This is a genomic window from Numidum massiliense (genome assembly GCF_001375555.1).
Lineage (GTDB): Bacteria > Bacillota > Bacilli > Thermoactinomycetales > Novibacillaceae > Numidum > Numidum massiliense.
On record NZ_CTDZ01000009.1, the window covers coordinates 3,525,764 to 3,542,957 of the forward strand.

Genomic DNA, 17,194 nt, shown 5'->3' on the forward strand with positions numbered 1-17,194 from the left:
GGCGTTTTTTTGTTTGGCGAACAGAATGACGGATGACCTAGGTCAGGAGCCATGACCTAAGTCACTAAGTATAACGTGTCAGCGCTTTTTGTAAAGATAGGCGCATGCTAGTATAAGGGTACACACCATGGTGTATCACTTATGTTTAGATGTATAGAGATCCAGAGGTTCATGTGAGGATCTGTTCAAGCATCAGATTGAGGAATCATAAGTCGTAAGTTGCTTTAGCAAGTGGTGAGTACCTTTCAAGCAAGTAAACAAACACAAGCACGTGGCATGACCTAAAAAAAGGAGAATGTACCTATGAAAAGGAAGGGAAAATTCAGCGAGTCGATTCAAAGATTTGGTCGCACGCTGCTCTTGCCGATTGGCGTGTTAGCGCCCGTCGGGATGATCCTTGGGATTAGCGGCGCCTTAGTGCAGCCGTACATGATCGAACGCTTTGCATTTCTAGGCAATGATAACGTTAACGCCATCCTCGTCAGTATTCGTACCATTGCTAGCATTATTTTCGACAATATTCCCCTACTGTTTGCGATGGGTGTCGCTTACGGGATGAGTAAGAAAGATAAAGGGATTTCCGTATTTGCGGCAACAGTCGGCTACTTGACTCTCATCATTACGATGAACGTCTGGTTGACGTTGACGGGCAAAATGGCTGATCCAGAAGTGATGACGCAAGTGGGACAAATTAACGTCCTCGGGATTCAGACGATGAATATAAGCGCCGCCGGGGGGATCATTACCGGGTTAATTGCCGCTTGGGCGACGGACAAGTACTACAACTTGGAGTTACCGACCGCCTTAGCTTTCTTCTCCGGTAAAAAATCGGTACCGATTATTACGATCGGCGTTATGATCGCGATTGGCGCCGTGCTGCCGTTCATTTGGGAGTTTTTTGTCGGAATCCTAATGAAATTGTCAGTTGTGTTCGTTAGTGCCGTCGGGCCATTCTTTACCGCTGCCGGTGAACGGCTGTTTATTCCGTTCGGGTTACACCACGTGTGGAACGCGCTGTTCCGCTTTACGGAAGCGGGTGGCAGTTATGTGATCGGGGATGAAACGTTTGTCGGGGTCGTCCCGGCGATGACGGAAGTGTTGTTCAACCAAGGGCCGAACAGTGAATACTGGGCGATGTTGCCGAAACTGACGCGCTTTATGGCGCAACAGCAAATGTTAGTGACGCTGTTCTTGTTCCCAGCGATTGCGCTGGCGATGTACCGCGCGGCGCGCGTGGAGAACCGCCCTGTCGTTAAATCGATGTTAATTACGATGGTGTTAACTGCGGTACTCGGGAACGTGACCGAGCCGTTAGAATTTACGTTCGTGTTTATCGCTCCGTTACTGTACGTCGCCTACGCCTGTATCGTTGGGATCGGCGCGGTCTTGCTCTCCTTCGCTAGCGTAGGAATCGGCTACATCCGCGGCACGATTTTTGACTTTGCGATTTTCGGTTTGCTCTATGAAAAGACGAATTGGATTTTCCTCGTCTTAATCGGTTTAGGCCTTGCGGTCGTGACGTATTTCTTCTTCTACTGGGCGATTACGAAGTTTGACATTAAGACGCCTGGTCGCGAAGAATCGCAAAACGTCGATAACACCTTAATTAAAGAGAAGCGCTACGGTGAGATTGCCGACATCGTCGTGCGCGCTTTAGGCGGTAAGGGGAACATCATCAACGTGGACAACTGTATTACCCGTCTGCGTATTGACGTAGCCGATGTGCGCGTCATCGATAAAGATCTGTTACAGACGTCAGGTTGCACCGGATTTTTCTTACCGGCCGAGAAGCACGTCCACATCGTGTACGGGCCGCAGGTCGAGTTTGTCCGTAACGCTGTCGACGAGAAATTGTAACAGGTAGGAGGATTTGTCATGAGAGCATTATACGATTCCAAAAGTAAAACGATCGACGACCGCGGCATTAAGGAATTATTGTCGCCGGAAGCGAAGTATAAAACATGGCTTAAGTTTGAGGCTGCTTTAGCCGAAGCACAAGCGGAAGCTGGCTTTATTCCGCAAGAAGCGGCGGCAGGAATTAAAGAAGGGGCGAAAATCGAGAACATCGATTTCGCCGAGATGGACCGCATTTATCGCAAAATCGGGCATGGTTTTGTCCCGTTTTTAAAAGTGCTCGTGAAAGCTTGCCCCGGTGACAGCGGCAAATACGTACACTACGGTATTACGACGCAAAATATTCAACAGAGCTCCCAACTGTACATGGTTAAAACAGTACATGAAAAATATATGCAACTGTTGGGGGAAATTTTAAGCAACTTAAGTAAGCTGGCGGAAGAGAATAAAAATGCGGTCATGCCGGGAAGGACGCACGGCCGCCACGCCATTCCGATCACGTACGGTTACAAAGTAGCGGTGTGGATTAGCGACTTTATCGCTTGCTCCGAACGGATGCGCGAAGTTGAAAAGCGCGTATTCCAAGTAATGATGGGGGGAGCCGTCGGTACGTTTAGTTCCATGCCCGAAGTCGGTGTACAAGTGCAAAAGCGCGTCGCCGAATTAGTCGGGATGTACCCGATGGAAGTGCCGTCGCGCAATATTAGTACGCACAAAGTAGAATACATGATGAACTTAGCGTTAATGGCGAACGTGTGCCATAAAATTGCCGAGGAAGTGTACAGCACGACGTTGGAAGAAATCGCTGAAGTATCGGAGGGATTTAGCAAAGGGACGGTCGGCAGCAGTACGATGCCGCACAAGATTAACCCGAAACTGGCGAAAGGTATTATCGCCAACTCGCAAAAACTGTATTCGTTACCCGGCGTCGGCATGTACTCGGCGGTAAGACCGTACGAAGGCGATAGCAGTTCTTACATGTTATTCGACGGGATCTTGGAAGAAGCGCTCGAGTTGACAACAGAAATTTTACTGCGCTGTGAAGAATTAACCCGGACGCTTGTGCCGCACAGAGAGCGTATGCTTCACAATGCCATGCGCAATAAAGGATTAGACAACAGTGAGTACGTCATGATGAAACTGTCGGAGAAGCTGGGGAAAGATCAAGCCCACGGGCTTATGTACGAAATTGCGATGAAGACGGCTGCTGAAGGTGAAGACTTCTATACGAATTTAATCGCCAACGATGTAATTGCGCGTGAGTTCAGCGAAGAGGAAGTGCGGGCGATGATTGATCCGCGCAACTATACTGGGCTATCGGTACAATTGGCAGAAAAAGAAGCGGCGCGCGCGAAAGAGACAGCAGCAAAAATCGCGGCACAGTACAGCGCGTCGTAAGAATTTGTTTTTTGAAGGTTAGTCGCCCTTTCCTTTCTTCTTGAAAGGAGAGGGATTTTTCTTGGAAAATTAAAAGGAGTAGACTGATGAATAAGCAAACACCGGCTTTGCAAATGCACGCAGCTAACAAAGGGAAAATATCTATTGTCAGTAAGGTAAGAACGGCCAATAACGAAGATTTAGCCCTCGCCTATACGCCTGGAGTAGCAGAGCCTTGCGAAGCGATTGCCGAAGACCCTGCTGCTTCTTACGAGTACACCGCAAAGGGAAACTTAGTCGCTGTCGTCTCCGACGGATCCGCTGTTTTGGGGATGGGCAATGTCGGACCAGAAGCAGCGATGCCTGTCATGGAAGGAAAAGCGATTTTGTTTAAGGCGTTCAGCGGTGTAGATGCGATGCCGATTTGTTTGGATACGCAAAAACCAGGTGAAATCATTGAGACGGTGCGGCGGTTAGCCCCTACTTTTGGCGGCATTAACTTGGAAGACATCGCTTCGCCCCAATGCTTTGCCATCGAAAAAGCGCTCGACGAAACGTTAGATATTCCCGTGTTTCACGACGACCAGCACGGCACCGCGATCGTCGTTGCCGCGGCTGTGCTAAACAGTTTAAAACTGACAGGGAAAAAAATCGACGAAGTGAAAGTCGTCCTAAACGGACCAGGTTCCGCCGGCACCGCCATAATGAACATGTTGCTCACGATGGGTGTCCGACGAGCACGAGTTTGCGACGAACACGGCATATTGGCTGCCAACCGCTCGGCACCGCTCGCTGCACATAAAAAGGAGCTGGCGCTCGCGACGAATCCGAGCGGTGAACAAGGGACGTTAGCCGATGCCATCGTCGATGCGGACATTTTTATTGGCGTGTCGGTCGGGAATGTGTTGACGAAAGAGATGATTGCAACGATGAAGGGTGAGCCGATCGTTTTTGCGTTGGCGAATCCGATTCCGGAAATCATGTACGATGAGGCAAAGGCCGCCGGAGTGCGCGTCATGGGCACGGGGCGCTCTGATTTTCCAAACCAAATCAACAACGTGCTCGCCTTCCCAGGTATCTTCAAAGGCGCCTTGTCGGTGCGCGCGACGACAATTAACGCTGCGATGAAAATCGCAGCCGCCCACGGGATCGCCGATTTAGTGCCTGCTGACGAACTGAGTGACACGTACATTATTCCAAATCCGTTCGATGAACGGGTAGCCCCGCAAGTAGCGGCGTACGTCGCCGAAGCGGCGCAGAAAACTGGGGTCAGCCGATTGCAGCAGGGCGGCCGTAGGAGACCGCAAAACTATCGCTAACAATCGTCCCGACGACACGTTCACGCCGTGTCGTCGGGACGATCCTATAGGTCGTGTGCGTTATACTCCCATTAAAGCCGTTTAGCCGTCCCTGGCAACAAGTTGAGCGCGAACTGTGACATTTTCGTTAAAAATTGATACAATACAGGTGGCGCCAGCGGATGCCATGTCGTCAGCGCCGCACGCGTTGAAAACGCTCACTATGGCAGATCGGTGAATGACAGCTTAGAAAGGGGCGTTCATGCGCAAACTGAACGAGCGTAAAGGAGAGGATCGAATGGAGACGCAGCAAACGTTTCGTCCCGGGCTAGAAGGCGTCATTGCGAGTGAGACACGCATTTCTTACCTCGATGTCGCCGGTGAAGAAATCGTTATTCGTGGTTACGACTTAATTGAACTGGCGAAGAAAGTGTCGTATTTAGACGTCGTCGCGCTCATACTCGACGGCGCCTTACCGTCAGACGAGGTGCGGGAGAAGCTTGCCCAAAGCTTGCAAGCCGAGTACGAACTGCCGGAAGCGGTTTTGACCGTACTTAAGTCACTGCCGCCAGAAACGCACGCTATGGACGGCCTTAGGACAGGCATTTCCGCGCTGGCAGGCTTCGACCGTGACCTTGAAGACCGTTCCGCAGAAGCTAACAGGCGTAAAGCGATTCGGCTATTAGCGAAGGTACCGGCGATTGTCGCCAACAGTTATCATTTAAAAGAAGGGCACGCCGCCGTCACACCGCGCCAAGATTTAGCGTACAGCGCCAACTTCTTGTACATGATTACTGGTCAAGAACCGAGCGATGCGGAGCGGTGGGCGTTTGAACAGTCGCTCATCGTCTACAGCGAACACGAAATGCCCAACTCGACCTTTGCGGCACGCGTCATCGCTTCGACACAGGCTGACCTTTACGGCGCGTTGACTGGTGCCGTCGCTTCGCTCAAAGGAACACTGCACGGCGGCGCGAATGAAGCGGTGATGAAAATGTTGCTCGAAGCGAAAACGAAAGAGAACATCGAGCCGCTCATCTTGCAGAAGCTGGCCAACAAAGAACGGATTATGGGCTTCGGACACCGCGTCTACATGCGTAAGATGGATCCCCGTGCGGAGTTAATGAAGGAAGCACTCGTCAAACTGGCCGCGGAAAAAGATGCCGGGGAGCTGTTTGAAATGTGCGAGATCGGGGAGCGCGTGATGCATCGCGAGAAAGGACTGTACCCGAACCTCGACTACTACGCTGCCCCAGTTTACTATTTGTTAGGGATTCCGATCGAGCTGTACACGCCGATTTTCTTAGCGGCGCGCACAGTCGGCATCGCGGCGCACGTCAGCGAACAGCACGACAACAACCGTTTGTTTCGACCGCGCGTCAACTATTTAGGACCGCGTAACTTGCACCCGTAACCGCTTGCGCACAGGGGTCTATATACACCTACAAAAGTCATTGACTGAAGCTAACTGCAGTAAACGCTTCAGCAGCTTGAACGCGCACAACGACTCATGCATTCGTCGAACTAATACATCTGTCAACGTTGCTACATTTGTTAGCGCTTCACAGGCGATGAAGTTTTTGATTGTATCCTTTCATTAGCTACAATAGAGGAGGAGTTGGAGAGACTATGGCTGTAAACCGTCCTGCACCTGATCACCTACTTACAGAAATTGCTGATTTTGTCTTGAACACCGTTATTGACAGCGAGGAAGCGTACGATACGGCTCGTTACTGTTTAATGGATACGCTCGCTTCCGGATTCCTCGCTTTGCGTTATCCGGAATGTACGAAACACTTGGGTCCGATCGTTCCCGGGACTGTGGTGCCGAACGGGGCGCGCGTCCCGGGGACGCAGTTCGAGCTCGACCCGGTACAGGCCGCCTTCAACATCGGTTGCATGATCCGCTGGTTAGACTTTAACGATACGTGGCTCGCGGCAGAATGGGGACATCCGTCGGACAACCTCGGCGGCATTTTAGCTACGGCCGATTTCATCGACCGCCAGCGACTAGTAGAAGGGAAAGACCCGCTCACCGTGCGCGACGTTTTGAATGCGATGATTAAAGCGCACGAAATTCAAGGCGTACTAGCGTTAGACAACAGCTTGAACCGCGTCGGTCTCGACCATGTCCACTTCGTTAAAGTCGCTTCCACTGCTGTCGTCGCCGCGCTGTTAGGCGGGACGAAAGACGAAGTGATCAACGCGCTATCTAACGCGTGGATCGACGGTGCAAGCTTGCGCACGTACCGCCACTTCCCGAACACCGGGTCGCGTAAATCGTGGGCGGCCGGTGATGCGACGAGCCGCGCCGTACGCTTAGCCCTCATGGCGTTAAAAGGAGAAATGGGATACCCGACTGCGATGTCTGCACCGACGTGGGGATTCCAAGACGTGTTGTTTAATGGGAAAGAAGTGACGTTGGCGCGTCCACTCGGGTCGTATGTCATGGAAAATGTGCTGTTCAAAATCTCTTTCCCGGCCGAGTTTCACGCTCAAACGGCTGTCGAGTGTGCCTTCCAGCTGCACGAGCAAGTGAAAGACCGTCTGGACGAGATCGAAAAGGTGACGCTGACGACGCACGAATCGGCGATCCGCATTATCGACAAAACGGGACCGCTCCACAATCCAGCCGACCGGGACCACTGCTTGCAGTACATGGTGGCGATCGGACTCATTTTTGGCGACTTGACCGCCGACCATTACGAAGACGACGTCGCCAAAGACGCGCGCATAGACGCCCTGCGGGAAAAAATGGTCGTCGTCGAAGACGAGCGGTACAGCCGCGAATACCTCGACGCCGACAAACGCTCCATCGCTAACGCGGTACAGGTGCACTTCACTGATGGGAGTGCGACGGAAAAAGTAGCCGTCGAGTATCCGATCGGCCATCGTCGGCGCCGCAGCGAAGGTATCCCGAAGCTCGTTGAAAAATTCGAGGACAGCTTAGTGACACGTTTTCCGGAAAAACAAGCGGCGGCGATTCGCGAGCTGTGCCTCGATCGGGAGCAGTTAGAGGCGACGCCGGTGCATACCTTCATGGAAAAATTCATCATTTGACGTTTGTCTGTTAAGGATGACGCACGCGTTTAAGGAGGAAGGACATTGTCTTGGCTCATCGAGAATAATCGTTCACAGCAAGAATTGGCCACAGCGTTCCAGCAGTTAATGAAAGCCCCCGACATACTTAAACTTCCGGGGGCTCACGACGGCATGGCCGGGCGCGTGGCGAAACACGTCGGTTTTTCCGCCTTGTACTTGTCCGGGGCGGCGTACACGGCGAGCCGCGGTCTGCCCGATTTAGGGATTGTCTACTCGAACGAAGTCGCTGATCGCGCGCGCGACATCGTCCGGGCGACCGGGCTACCGCTGCTAGTCGACATTGACACCGGCTTCGGCGGTGTACTAAACGTGGCGCGCACGGCAAAAGAAATGGTCGAAGCAAAAGTTGCCGCGGTGCAAATCGAAGACCAGGATTTGCCGAAGAAGTGTGGCCACCTCAACGGGAAGAACCTCGTCACGCCGGAAGAGATGGTGCAAAAAATCCGTACGATCAAAGAGGTAGCGCCGTCGCTCCTCGTCGTCGCTCGCACCGATGCGAAGGGCGTCGAAGGGATCGACGCAGCGATAGCCCGCGCGCAGCAATACGTCGCCGCAGGGGCGGACGCCATTTTTCCTGAGGCGCTCGTCGGCGAGGCGGAGTTTAAGCGCATTCGCGCAGCGGTAGACGCGCCCTTACTCGCCAACATGACCGAGTTCGGCAAGACGCCGTACTATACCGCGGAGCAGTTCGCCGTGTGGGGCTACGATATGGTCATCTATCCAGTCACGTCGCTCCGCGTCGCGGCGAAGGCGTACGAACGCGTCTTCACCGAGATTAGGGACAAGGGCACGCAAGCGGATGCGCTCGGAGACATGCAGACGCGCGAAGAGCTGTACGAGGCGATTAACTATTACGACTACGAAGATCTCGACGGCAAAATCGCGAAGACCGTCCTGCCCGACATCGGGAAAGAAAGCTGAAGCTCTGAAACAGTCCAGTAGGACGATAAAAATGCGAGATAATTCTTTAACACGGCTATCAGTGTTCCGGCACTGGTAGCCGTGTGTTTATAATTAGTCGGGCGTATTGATATCCGTTGAAATACGGACGGGCCTGTGCGCATACGTTGGGGTAAGGGGGGATGGGCCCGTGTTGTTCAAGTCGCCCGCGAAGCGGTGGAAACGGCGTACGATTTTTTTATTTGCTCTATTCTTTGTGCTGTTAAGCGGCGCTTATACACTGCTTAAAGTCATCGAACACAACGTGCAACCGGTCATGACGGCGCTTGCTGAGACGCAAGTGCGGCAAATAGCGGCTGACGCGATTAGCGAAGCGTTGAATCGGCAAGTTGTCGCCAAGCAGGAATTTGACGGGCTCATCAAATTTGAAAAAGACAACAACGGCAAAGTGCAAGGGGTCATTATCGATCAATACAAACAGACAAAACTGCAAGAAGACACCCTCACGCGCATTCAACAGTACTTACTGACGGAAATGTATCCGCGCATGCAAGAAGAGGGGCGCGATAAAATGGACATTTACTTCGGGCAGATGTTCAAGAGCAAGTTGTTTGCCGACAAAGGTCCTTCTCTCTCCGTTACAATTATTCCGAAGGGCTCGGTAGAAGTGACGCTCAACCCGACAATCGAAGCAGCTGGTATTAATATGGTGCTCGTCAACTTGTTTATCGACATTAAAATGAAAGTTGGCTTGGTTGCTCCCTTTCCGTCGAAGGCGGTGACGGTGACAGCGAGTTACCCGATTGCGACGGCGATGGTCGTCGGCGATACCCCGAAGTGGTACTGGAATAGCGGCGATGCGGGCAAAGGGGCGGGCGGAAATATACCTGGGCTGCCGATCACGCCAGCACTCCCCGACAATTCGACGCCGCCCGGCGCCGAATTGAACGACCAATCGAACGATCGACAAGTGGATCGCGGAGGAAATGGGAACTAAATCATAAGGATAAAAAGACGGACAAATAGAGACAATGATGCGGCTTAGTGGTATAATAGGCTATAAGCTACAAGTGTCTAATTATTTCGATTTAACCTGTTTTTGTATCTTTACATCATAAGAGGGGATTTTAAATTTTCTGGGAAGGAGGAGTACGACGAGCCGAACAGCAAATGTCAGTGTACATCTTACATTTATGTTTTCATGTTCTTTTATCATTAAAATTGTTTCAATGTTCAAAACGAGGGGGAGTTGACGTATGGAACAGCGAGAACAATGGGGGAGCCGTGCCGGTTTCATTTTGGCTGCCGTCGGTTCCGCCATCGGTTTGGGTAACATTTGGCGCTATCCTTACATTGCTTATGAAAACGGTGGGGGCGCGTTTCTCATTCCTTATTTATTTGCACTTTTAACGGCAGGGATTCCGATTCTCATTTTAGAGTATGCTGTCGGGCAAAAAATGCGTGGCTCGGCACCGCTGTCGTTCCGGCGGCTGCGGGAACGGTGGGAGTGGCTTGGTTGGTGGCAAGTGGGGATTAGTTTCTTCATTTTGACGTATTACACGGTCATCGTCGGCTGGGCCCTCAGTTACACGTATTTTTCCATTGGTCAACAATGGGGGAACAAACCGGAAGAATTTTTATTTGGGAGTTACCTCGGTTTAACGGAAACGGGAGGGAACATCTGGAACCTAGTCGGGATTAAGTGGGGTGTGTTTTTGCCTGTTGCTATTATTTGGGCAATCACGTTTTTCATTTTGTTCCGGGGGATTCGTCGCGGCATCGAGGTGACGACGAAAATATTAATGCCGATCCTCGTCATCGTCATGATTGTCATTACGATTCGCGCCGTGACGTTACCAGGTGCTGCCGAAGGGTTAAACACACTGCTGCAGCCAGACTGGAAAGCGATGGCCAATCCGAAAGTGTGGGTGAGCGCGTACGGGCAAATTTTCTTCTCTTTAAGCATCGCCTTTGCCATTATGATTACGTACGCCAGCTACTTGCCGAAAAAATCGGATCTCGCGAACAACGGGTTTATTGCTGCCTTTGCGAACAGCGGCTTTGAGTTTTTAGCTGCTTTTGCCGTCTTCGGCGCGCTCGGGTTTTTGGCTCAAGTACAAGGTGTGCCGGTTAAAGAAGTGGCTAAAGCGGGGATTGGGCTCGCCTTTGCCGTCTTTCCGGAAATTATTAACCAAATGCCGGCGTGGAACGATTTGTTCGGTGTGTTGTTTTTCGGGGCACTCACCGTCGCTGGCCTCACCTCGTCCATTTCGATTGCCGAAGTGAGTATTACGGCCATTCGCGAGAAGTTTAACTTGACGCGTACGCAAGCCGTTAGCTGGGTGTGCGGCGCCGGCTTTTTTGTCAGCCTCCTTTACACGACGTACGCTGGCATGGGCTACTTGGACATTGTCGACAACTTCATCAACAATTACAGCATCGTGCTCGCGGGGCTCGTCGAAGTGGTGTTACTCGGTTGGTTCTTTAAACTGTCGACGCTGCGTACACACATTAACGGCTTGTCCGACATTAAAATCGGTACGTGGTGGGACGTTTGCTTAAAGGTGATCACTCCGCTCGTGTTAATTACGATGAGCGTGCTCAACGTGTACAACGAGGTGTTCGTCAAATACTATGGCGCTGACGATTACACGTTTAGCCAAGTGCTCGTCGTCGGTTGGGGCGCCGCGCTCGCAGCTTTAGTCATCGGTTTTGTGTTCCGGGCGTTACAGTGGAAAGGTGAGGAGGGATTGAGCCAATGAGTGTGAGTGCGTGGATTATGTTCGGAGTGGGTGCCGTCTTGCTGTGGGGCGGTTTGATTGCCTCGATCGTCCATGCGATGCGGGCGAGTAAGAAGCGTGCACATAAGGAGGATACCCATTCAACGGTATCTTCATAAGCGAATTGATCGAGCGAGTTACGGCAGCGACATGCGCGTTACATGACGATCGGGCTGTAGACGATCGCAACGTCTAAGTGTCATGCATCGTTTAAATCGTAAATCGTCATCGGATCGGGTTACCCGCAAGCATAAAGGGGTTATCGTAAGTTTAACCCCTCTAGTGCTGCGGGGGCCCCTTTTTTTTATTCCTTCTGCTGTCTTCCTTCCACGCCGGAGATATTTGTGCGGGCTTGGGATTTTTTATTGATACTGCTGCGTGCGCTTCTTTTGCCGCGTCTCTTTTTCCCATACGCGTAAATACGGATACGGGTCAAAGGACCATTCCGTTTTACCGTTAAATTTGTACATGCCGTAATGCAGGTGTGGGGGGAATTTGCCGGCCGTCCCCGGTGGGCCGTAACCCGAATTGCCGACGTAGCCGATTAACTCTCCGGGCCGCACGACTTTCCCGACGCGAATGGCTTTGTCAAAACTGCCGAGGTGGGCGAAGTAATGGTAATTGTTGTGTACGTCGCGAATACCGAGGCGCCAACCGCCGTATTTGTTCCACCCTTTTGCTTCGACATAGCCGTAACACGTACTGTAGACGGGCGTGCCGTGGTGGGCGAATATGTCTGTGCCTTCGTGAATACGTCGCCCGCCCCAGCCGCGTGTCGCGCCCCACGTACTGCGGTATGTGTAATTGTGCCGCAATGAAACGGGAAAGTGGTTTTCCTGTACATTCATCGTTTGCATCGCCCTATAAATGGTCGCGATGTGGCTGACTGTGTCGACGGCGCTCGGATGTTTGTACAAGTCCCATACTGCCGTACGCAAACTGAGCCAGTCCACGCCGTACGTTTGTAAGTACAAAATAAGTGCGTACAGCGCGTCCGTTTCCGATTCACGCTGCGCGAGCCCGTCGCCGTCGCCGTCGGCACCGATCCCGCCGAAGAAACGAATCGTGTGTGGGTCCGTATCGTCCTTAAGGGGATTAAGTAATCCTACCCACTGCTCAGTCGGTAGTTGAACGGCAAGTAACTGCTCGTGGGGGACATCGGGTAAATCGCGCCGGGAGTTGCGGACGTTGCGCTCAAACTGGTCAATTGCAGCGAGAAAGTACCACGGGATGCCGTACAGCGTCTCAATGCGGCGAAACAGTCGCTCCCGCTCTAACAGTCGGTTCTCGGCTGTCTGATCGGCAGTGCCGGTACTTTGGCTTGTAACTCTAACATTAGGAGTATTCACGCTAAAGATAGTAAGGCGATTCGTAGCATACACCTTGTGCGTACGGGCATCCGCAAGGAAAAATACGAACAATACAAGCAAAATAACGACCTTTTTTCGCATAACACCTTCACCTGTCGTCACGACGAGATATTTTGCGCTTAGTGTGTAACAGATAGCAGGTGCTTAGCAATCCTTTTTATGGTTCTAACCGCCTTAGCGGGCCTAACCGTGGAAGGAATAACCGCTCTTTATCGGTTTAGCGGGAAGGATGCGCATATCGACGGCGGTGAACAACAGTACGAACAACCCGAACAGGCATTGCAGCAAGTTAATCATTTGCGTATACGACTGAAGTTTGGTGAATTGTTTGACGTCTGAGGTTGCGCTTTTGAACGATGTGATTTTCCCCTGCAGTGCATCCATTTGCGGCAACACGATAAACGTAGCGACACAATTTAAGGCAAACATCATTAAAAGCAACAGCACGATCCACTTGAGCAACCGTTTTGGCCGCTCAGCGCGCAACGTGCGGAACAGCGCGATTAAGAGGACGAGTAGGCCGACCACTAATCCTAACTGGTAAGGGATGGGCCGGACGACGTTAAGTACTTCATAATATTGGTGAATCGAGATAGCCGTTTTCAGTTTTGGGATGAGCAGTAGTTCAAAAAACATTACCGATCCGAGCCAACAGACGATCGATAGTAGAAACAACCAATTTACAATAGCACGCATCAAAGAGCCTCCTCATTTTTTCGGCAATCTCTGTTCATTGTATCACGATATGTTTTTCAGGAAAAATGCAATCAGCATTTAGGGTATAATGGGAATATGGAAAAACAGCCACAGTTAAAGTAACCGTGGCTGTTTTATAAAAAAAAATGTTAGCGGCTAGTGCTAGGAGTTATCGGGGTACGATTATTCATATTTATTCTACCGTCTTGGCTGCGGACGGGAGTCGGATCGCCCATTTTGCGCAGCAACGCACTAAGGTCATCTCGATATTGGGTAACGGTGCCCCCGTTAGCCAATTTACGTCCTATTTTTGTCATTTGCTTGTGCAATTGTTTGTCCGTCGTCACGTGCACGCGGTAATAGCGCGGCGTGATCGCCAAGGCGGACTTACGGACTTTTTCGACGGTAGCAGCGTCAAGTTTTTTCCCGATGTCATCGATACCGACAAAGACGCGGTCATCGGTGACGAGTACAGTGGATTTACGCACTTGTGGATACGTCGTTACGAGGTACCCGATCTGATTTGCAAGCGCGTTGCGGTTTACTTGTAGGTTGGATGCGGTGACGCGAACGCCGTCGCGGGTGCGAAAGTCGTCGGGTGTAAAACTGCTAAAGCCGACTTCGTTCTGGCCGCGCACCACCGGGTTGACGGTGCCGCGATAGCCGTAACGATAGGGGATCGTTCCCGTTCCCGTTCCCGTTTGATTGCGATACGAGGTAAAGCGGTTGTCAATACCTGTCGTGCGGTCGACGTATAAGGAATTGTCATACGCATTCGTCGTCGGACGCTGTGCCATCGGTGGACGCTGCGTCGCCGGCGTACAGGCGACGGAAAAGACAATCACCCCGACAATCGGGAGTACCCATTTAGGTAACACTTAACCACCTCCTATCGCTAGCGTATCCTTACGCCAGCAGGCCAACCCTGACAAATAACGTGTCACTTGCCAAAAATATAGGTACGGTAAGGAATGAGGACAAATGATACGCATACAATCGAACGCGTACGAATTAGTGATCGATTATCGGAACGGCTGGAATCAAGAAGCATTTAAGCAGCGCTATAGCGAAATATTAGGAAAGTACGACTTCATCGTCGGCGATTGGGGATATGGGCAATTGCGTTTGAAAGGATTTTTTGCCGACAAAAACCCGAAAGCGAAGCGCGACAACCGCATTTCACAGCTAGAGGAATACGTTCACGAATATTGCAATTTCGGATGCGCCTATTTTATTTTGCGTAAAGTGTCAGACAAAAAAATAAAAAAAACCGTCCACGACCTGTAAAGTTCGCAAACGGAAGTAACGGATGTGTATAGTCGTAAACGGAAGTAAGTGTCTCCTTAAACAGAAGTAATCGGTATGAAGTTAAAGTTCTTTGTCTTGCTCCGGATCGTCGTGCGTCTGGTGAGCGATCGGATCTTGCCGCACGATTCCTTCGTGGAACTCGCGGTTTTCATACGTGTATTGCGGACTCGCGTGCTGTGAGGCGAGGTACGGCGTATCTTTGCCGAGCTTATCGTTACGCGGGTTGCCGTAGGCACCTTCGGGAAACTCCTCTGCCACGAGTTCGTTGCGCTGCGACTCGACGGTAGCGAGATCGGTAAGCGGTGTGTTTCTTTTCTCCTTCAAAAAGAACAACCCCTTTTTCACCTAACATGTGCGTGAGAAAGGGGTTTTATACGTTATTGCGATTAAACGAGGTCGTCTAGACGAGAATGTCGGACAAAAACTGCGTGAGCTCCGCGGCTTCTTCCGGCGATACATTGTAAGCGCGTTCTAAATAGCCCGCTTCTTCCAAGTCGTCCTGTCCGAGTACGGCAAATTTATTCGACTGCATGTTGAGAACTAACTTTTTGCCAAAGAAGCGATCGGTTGTGATAATGCATAAGTCAAAGCGGTTCGTCTCCCCAACAAAACTGACAAAGCGCGACTCCGTATTTTCTGTTTCATCATAAAGAAAGAAAACATCGTCTCCGGTCATGTAGCGACATCGTCCTTTCCTGAGCGTTCCTTCCATTATACACAAATATAGCAAAAAACTGCTGCATCTGTGCATCGTTCGTAGTAAAAAAGAACGCCCACCGCCTGATCGTCCGTTTCGTCGTCCGCGAACCGTCTAAAAGCGCTAGCGGAAAAGTTGCGAGAGACGGAGTGCGCCCGATTTTTTACGTTTACCGCGGCTGTCTTCGCCTGCGGCTTCGAGGCGCTGGTCAAACGTGGCGTTACGGATTTCTAGTTTTAGGTGTTCCTGTTTTTTGCGCACATCTTCGATCTGTTCGTGCAACTGTTCGAGCAGTTGCAGCGTCGTTTGTTGGTTCGCTTCGATGTGGGACAAATGTTCGGTTAGCGCCTGTCGGTCGTTCGTCAACAAATGTTCAGTGACCGCGCGTCGTTCCGTCGCCGCTAACCGCTCGCCAATGGCTTTCAGCTGTTGCGTCACACTTTCTGCCAAGAGGTGAAAATCGTCTTTTGTCTCTTCGTGTACTGTGGGCGGTGCTGCTGGGATATGACCGTTCTTAACTAACTCGACGCGAACTTGCCGCAACGATTTGTTCCCGCTTTTCAGCTGTTCCCGGATCATTTGTAACGCCTGTAAGCTTGCATCGCTCAATTCGTAATGACCGCGTCCGTTCACCTCGGGTTGGACAAAGTCGGCAAAGGAGTCAATCCATTTGCGCACCGTGCGCGCGTGTACGTGCAACTGTTCCGCAGCTTCTTTCGTCGTGTATTTCACGATAACTCCTCCCATACGATAAAAGTAATACATACTATTCGCGGGGAAAAGGGTAACTCCTGCCTGCCCGACAAACGAAGTCAACAGGTGGCAAAGGTAGTCATGTTGCGACAAAGCGGTGCTAAAAATCGACGAAAACGGCAGCCCCCGACCATCTGGGTGCTGCCGTTTCTGTCAACTACCACTTCGTCAAGTTGGCAAGCGGCAAGTTCGATTGTCCAGCAATGTCTGTACGTGCGAAAATAAGGGGAGTCGCTCAAGCGTACGGAAACTGGGTTTGATAGTTGCTGAACTGTTCGAACGTCTGGCTAATTTGCGCGGGGTTAGCGGGATCGACTTTGTACCAGCCTTTTTTCGACATTAACAGAAACAAGTTGTGCTGGCAGTCGTGCAAGGCATTCAAAATTTGCAGCTGGTCTTTGTACAGCCACGGTGTACTCGCTTCGTTGACGGCGACGTTGTAGCCGCTCGTCAAATACTTTTCCATCGACAACACGTCGTTGAGGCGGTCGCGGTCATTCATTTCTGCCCCTTTAACGACGGGCATCGTCGCCTGTTGCTGTTGTTGTCCCTGAGTCGGTTGGACCATACGGATAAACCTCCTTATTTAAAGCTCGTGGTTCAATGTTTGCACATTACGTGCAAATCTTTGGCGCTCGATCTTAAAGTCCTCTACTGCACGGGTGCCGTACCGCTCGGATTGAGGTGGTTGAGCAACATTTCATAATGCGCTTGGTGCATGCGCCCGACTTGCTCAAGTTGCTTTTGTATTTCTTGATCTTGACACTCTCCGGCATAGTGGTGGCATTTTTTCATTGCTAACAGTTCCCACGACAGCTGGTCTTTGACGTAATGTAAATCTTTGCTGCTCAGCTGGTCCATCGTCGGTGTCCCTCACTTTCAATGATTAATCAGTCTTAACTTGCGCGGATTTAAGGATAATTATTCTTCACTGCAGACTATGTTCATATGTGAACAAAGTCTTACAAAAGCCGCTTCTGATAGTGTTTGTAACGTAATTGTAAGCAAACGCATCGACATTTCTTTTAAAACTCGTCTATACTAAGAATTATAGTTTAC

18 protein-coding genes are annotated in these 17,194 nt (G+C 51.1%); 10 read left to right on the forward strand and 8 right to left on the reverse strand.

Features of this window, described 5'->3' with window-relative positions; genetic code table 11:
• Nucleotides 1–303: 303 nt before the first annotated feature.
• The 9 genes from BN1247_RS16530 to BN1247_RS17865 all read left to right on the forward strand — a co-directional run bounded on the left by BN1247_RS16530 (nt 304) and on the right by BN1247_RS17865 (nt 11,430).
• A complete protein-coding gene (locus tag BN1247_RS16530; protein WP_054951350.1) occupies nt 304–1,857 on the forward strand; it encodes a PTS transporter subunit EIIC in 1,554 nt (517 codons plus the stop codon).
• A gap of 18 nt (nt 1,858–1,875) precedes the next feature.
• Entirely contained in the window at nt 1,876–3,252 is a 1,377-nt protein-coding gene (locus tag BN1247_RS16535; protein ID WP_054951351.1) for a class-II fumarase/aspartase family protein, read from the forward strand.
• Between the two features lie 86 nt (nt 3,253–3,338).
• Entirely contained in the window at nt 3,339–4,550 is a 1,212-nt protein-coding gene (locus BN1247_RS16540) for an NAD(P)-dependent malic enzyme (protein ID WP_054951352.1), read from the forward strand.
• A 277-nt stretch (nt 4,551–4,827) separates the two neighbouring features.
• Nucleotides 4,828–5,943: a citrate synthase gene (gene mmgD, locus BN1247_RS16545; protein ID WP_054951353.1), complete on the forward strand. Its 1,116-nt coding sequence runs from the start codon at nt 4,828–4,830 to the stop codon at nt 5,941–5,943.
• A 215-nt stretch (nt 5,944–6,158) separates the two neighbouring features.
• A complete protein-coding gene (locus BN1247_RS16550) occupies nt 6,159–7,589 on the forward strand; it encodes a bifunctional 2-methylcitrate dehydratase/aconitate hydratase (protein ID WP_054951354.1) in 1,431 nt (476 codons plus the stop codon).
• A 45-nt stretch (nt 7,590–7,634) separates the two neighbouring features.
• Complete coding sequence (gene prpB, locus BN1247_RS16555; protein ID WP_054951355.1) at nt 7,635–8,552, forward strand: methylisocitrate lyase; 918 nt, start codon at nt 7,635–7,637, stop codon at nt 8,550–8,552.
• 169 nt (nt 8,553–8,721) lie between these two features.
• A complete protein-coding gene (gene yunB / locus BN1247_RS16560) occupies nt 8,722–9,528 on the forward strand; it encodes a sporulation protein YunB (RefSeq protein WP_054951356.1) in 807 nt (268 codons plus the stop codon).
• 259 nt (nt 9,529–9,787) lie between these two features.
• Nucleotides 9,788–11,293, forward strand: coding sequence for a sodium-dependent transporter (locus BN1247_RS16565; RefSeq protein ID WP_054951357.1), 1,506 nt, complete (start codon nt 9,788–9,790; stop codon nt 11,291–11,293).
• Nucleotides 11,290–11,430, forward strand: coding sequence for a MetS family NSS transporter small subunit (locus tag BN1247_RS17865; RefSeq protein ID WP_147675274.1), 141 nt, complete (start codon nt 11,290–11,292; stop codon nt 11,428–11,430). Before BN1247_RS16565 ends, BN1247_RS17865 begins: the two co-directional genes overlap by 4 nt.
• Before the next feature lie 243 nt (nt 11,431–11,673).
• Here the strand turns inward: BN1247_RS17865 and BN1247_RS16570 are convergent, their stop codons facing one another.
• The 3 genes from BN1247_RS16570 to BN1247_RS16580 all read right to left on the reverse strand — a co-directional run bounded on the left by BN1247_RS16570 (nt 11,674) and on the right by BN1247_RS16580 (nt 14,255).
• Entirely contained in the window at nt 11,674–12,660 is a 987-nt protein-coding gene (locus BN1247_RS16570) for a M23 family metallopeptidase (protein ID WP_054951721.1), read from the reverse strand.
• A gap of 204 nt (nt 12,661–12,864) precedes the next feature.
• Nucleotides 12,865–13,377 (reverse strand): DUF4149 domain-containing protein, encoded by a 513-nt coding sequence (locus BN1247_RS16575; RefSeq protein ID WP_054951358.1) that lies wholly within the window; start codon nt 13,375–13,377, stop codon nt 12,865–12,867.
• A 149-nt stretch (nt 13,378–13,526) separates the two neighbouring features.
• Entirely contained in the window at nt 13,527–14,255 is a 729-nt protein-coding gene (locus BN1247_RS16580) for a YhcN/YlaJ family sporulation lipoprotein (RefSeq protein WP_054951359.1), read from the reverse strand.
• Nucleotides 14,256–14,358: 103 nt separating this feature from the next.
• Between BN1247_RS16580 and BN1247_RS16585 the strand changes: the two genes are divergently transcribed.
• Nucleotides 14,359–14,664, forward strand: coding sequence for a YutD family protein (locus BN1247_RS16585; RefSeq protein WP_054951360.1), 306 nt, complete (start codon nt 14,359–14,361; stop codon nt 14,662–14,664).
• A gap of 81 nt (nt 14,665–14,745) precedes the next feature.
• Here BN1247_RS16585 and BN1247_RS16590 read toward each other — a convergent pair whose 3' ends face one another.
• From BN1247_RS16590 to BN1247_RS16610, 5 genes are all read right to left on the reverse strand, one after another.
• On the reverse strand, nt 14,746–15,009 hold the full coding sequence (locus BN1247_RS16590; RefSeq protein WP_147675275.1) for a hypothetical protein: 264 nt from the start codon (nt 15,007–15,009) through the stop codon (nt 14,746–14,748).
• Nucleotides 15,010–15,085: 76 nt separating this feature from the next.
• A complete protein-coding gene (locus tag BN1247_RS16595) occupies nt 15,086–15,361 on the reverse strand; it encodes a DUF3055 domain-containing protein (RefSeq protein WP_054951362.1) in 276 nt (91 codons plus the stop codon).
• Between the two features lie 144 nt (nt 15,362–15,505).
• The gene (locus BN1247_RS16600; protein ID WP_054951363.1) at nt 15,506–16,114 is read right to left on the reverse strand and encodes a MerR family transcriptional regulator; all 609 of its coding nucleotides are present in this window, start codon (nt 16,112–16,114) and stop codon (nt 15,506–15,508) included.
• Between the two features lie 256 nt (nt 16,115–16,370).
• On the reverse strand, nt 16,371–16,703 hold the full coding sequence (locus tag BN1247_RS16605) for a spore coat protein (protein WP_054951364.1): 333 nt from the start codon (nt 16,701–16,703) through the stop codon (nt 16,371–16,373).
• 83 nt (nt 16,704–16,786) lie between these two features.
• The gene (locus BN1247_RS16610) at nt 16,787–16,996 is read right to left on the reverse strand and encodes a hypothetical protein (protein WP_054951365.1); all 210 of its coding nucleotides are present in this window, start codon (nt 16,994–16,996) and stop codon (nt 16,787–16,789) included.
• Between the last annotated feature and the right edge of the window lie 198 nt (nt 16,997–17,194).

Excerpts from the sequence above, each read along its gene's own strand:
- BN1247_RS16595 (WP_054951362.1), bottom strand. The coding sequence starts at position 15,361 with ATGACCGGAGACGATGTTTTCTTTCTTTATGATGAAACAGAAAATACG.
- mmgD (WP_054951353.1), top strand. The coding sequence starts at position 4,828 with ATGGAGACGCAGCAAACGTTTCGTCCCGGGCTAGAAGGCGTCATTGCG.
- BN1247_RS16585 (WP_054951360.1), top strand. The coding sequence starts at position 14,359 with ATGATACGCATACAATCGAACGCGTACGAATTAGTGATCGATTATCGG.
- BN1247_RS16565 (WP_054951357.1), top strand. The coding sequence starts at position 9,788 with ATGGAACAGCGAGAACAATGGGGGAGCCGTGCCGGTTTCATTTTGGCT.
- BN1247_RS16540 (WP_054951352.1), top strand. The coding sequence starts at position 3,339 with ATGAATAAGCAAACACCGGCTTTGCAAATGCACGCAGCTAACAAAGGG.
- BN1247_RS16605 (WP_054951364.1), bottom strand. The coding sequence starts at position 16,703 with ATGGTCCAACCGACTCAGGGACAACAACAGCAACAGGCGACGATGCCC.
- BN1247_RS16530 (WP_054951350.1), top strand. The coding sequence starts at position 304 with ATGAAAAGGAAGGGAAAATTCAGCGAGTCGATTCAAAGATTTGGTCGC.
- BN1247_RS16610 (WP_054951365.1), bottom strand. The coding sequence starts at position 16,996 with ATGGACCAGCTGAGCAGCAAAGATTTACATTACGTCAAAGACCAGCTG.
- BN1247_RS16550 (WP_054951354.1), top strand. The coding sequence starts at position 6,159 with ATGGCTGTAAACCGTCCTGCACCTGATCACCTACTTACAGAAATTGCT.
- BN1247_RS17865 (WP_147675274.1), top strand. The coding sequence starts at position 11,290 with ATGAGTGTGAGTGCGTGGATTATGTTCGGAGTGGGTGCCGTCTTGCTG.
- BN1247_RS16535 (WP_054951351.1), top strand. The coding sequence starts at position 1,876 with ATGAGAGCATTATACGATTCCAAAAGTAAAACGATCGACGACCGCGGC.
- BN1247_RS16575 (WP_054951358.1), bottom strand. The coding sequence starts at position 13,377 with ATGCGTGCTATTGTAAATTGGTTGTTTCTACTATCGATCGTCTGTTGG.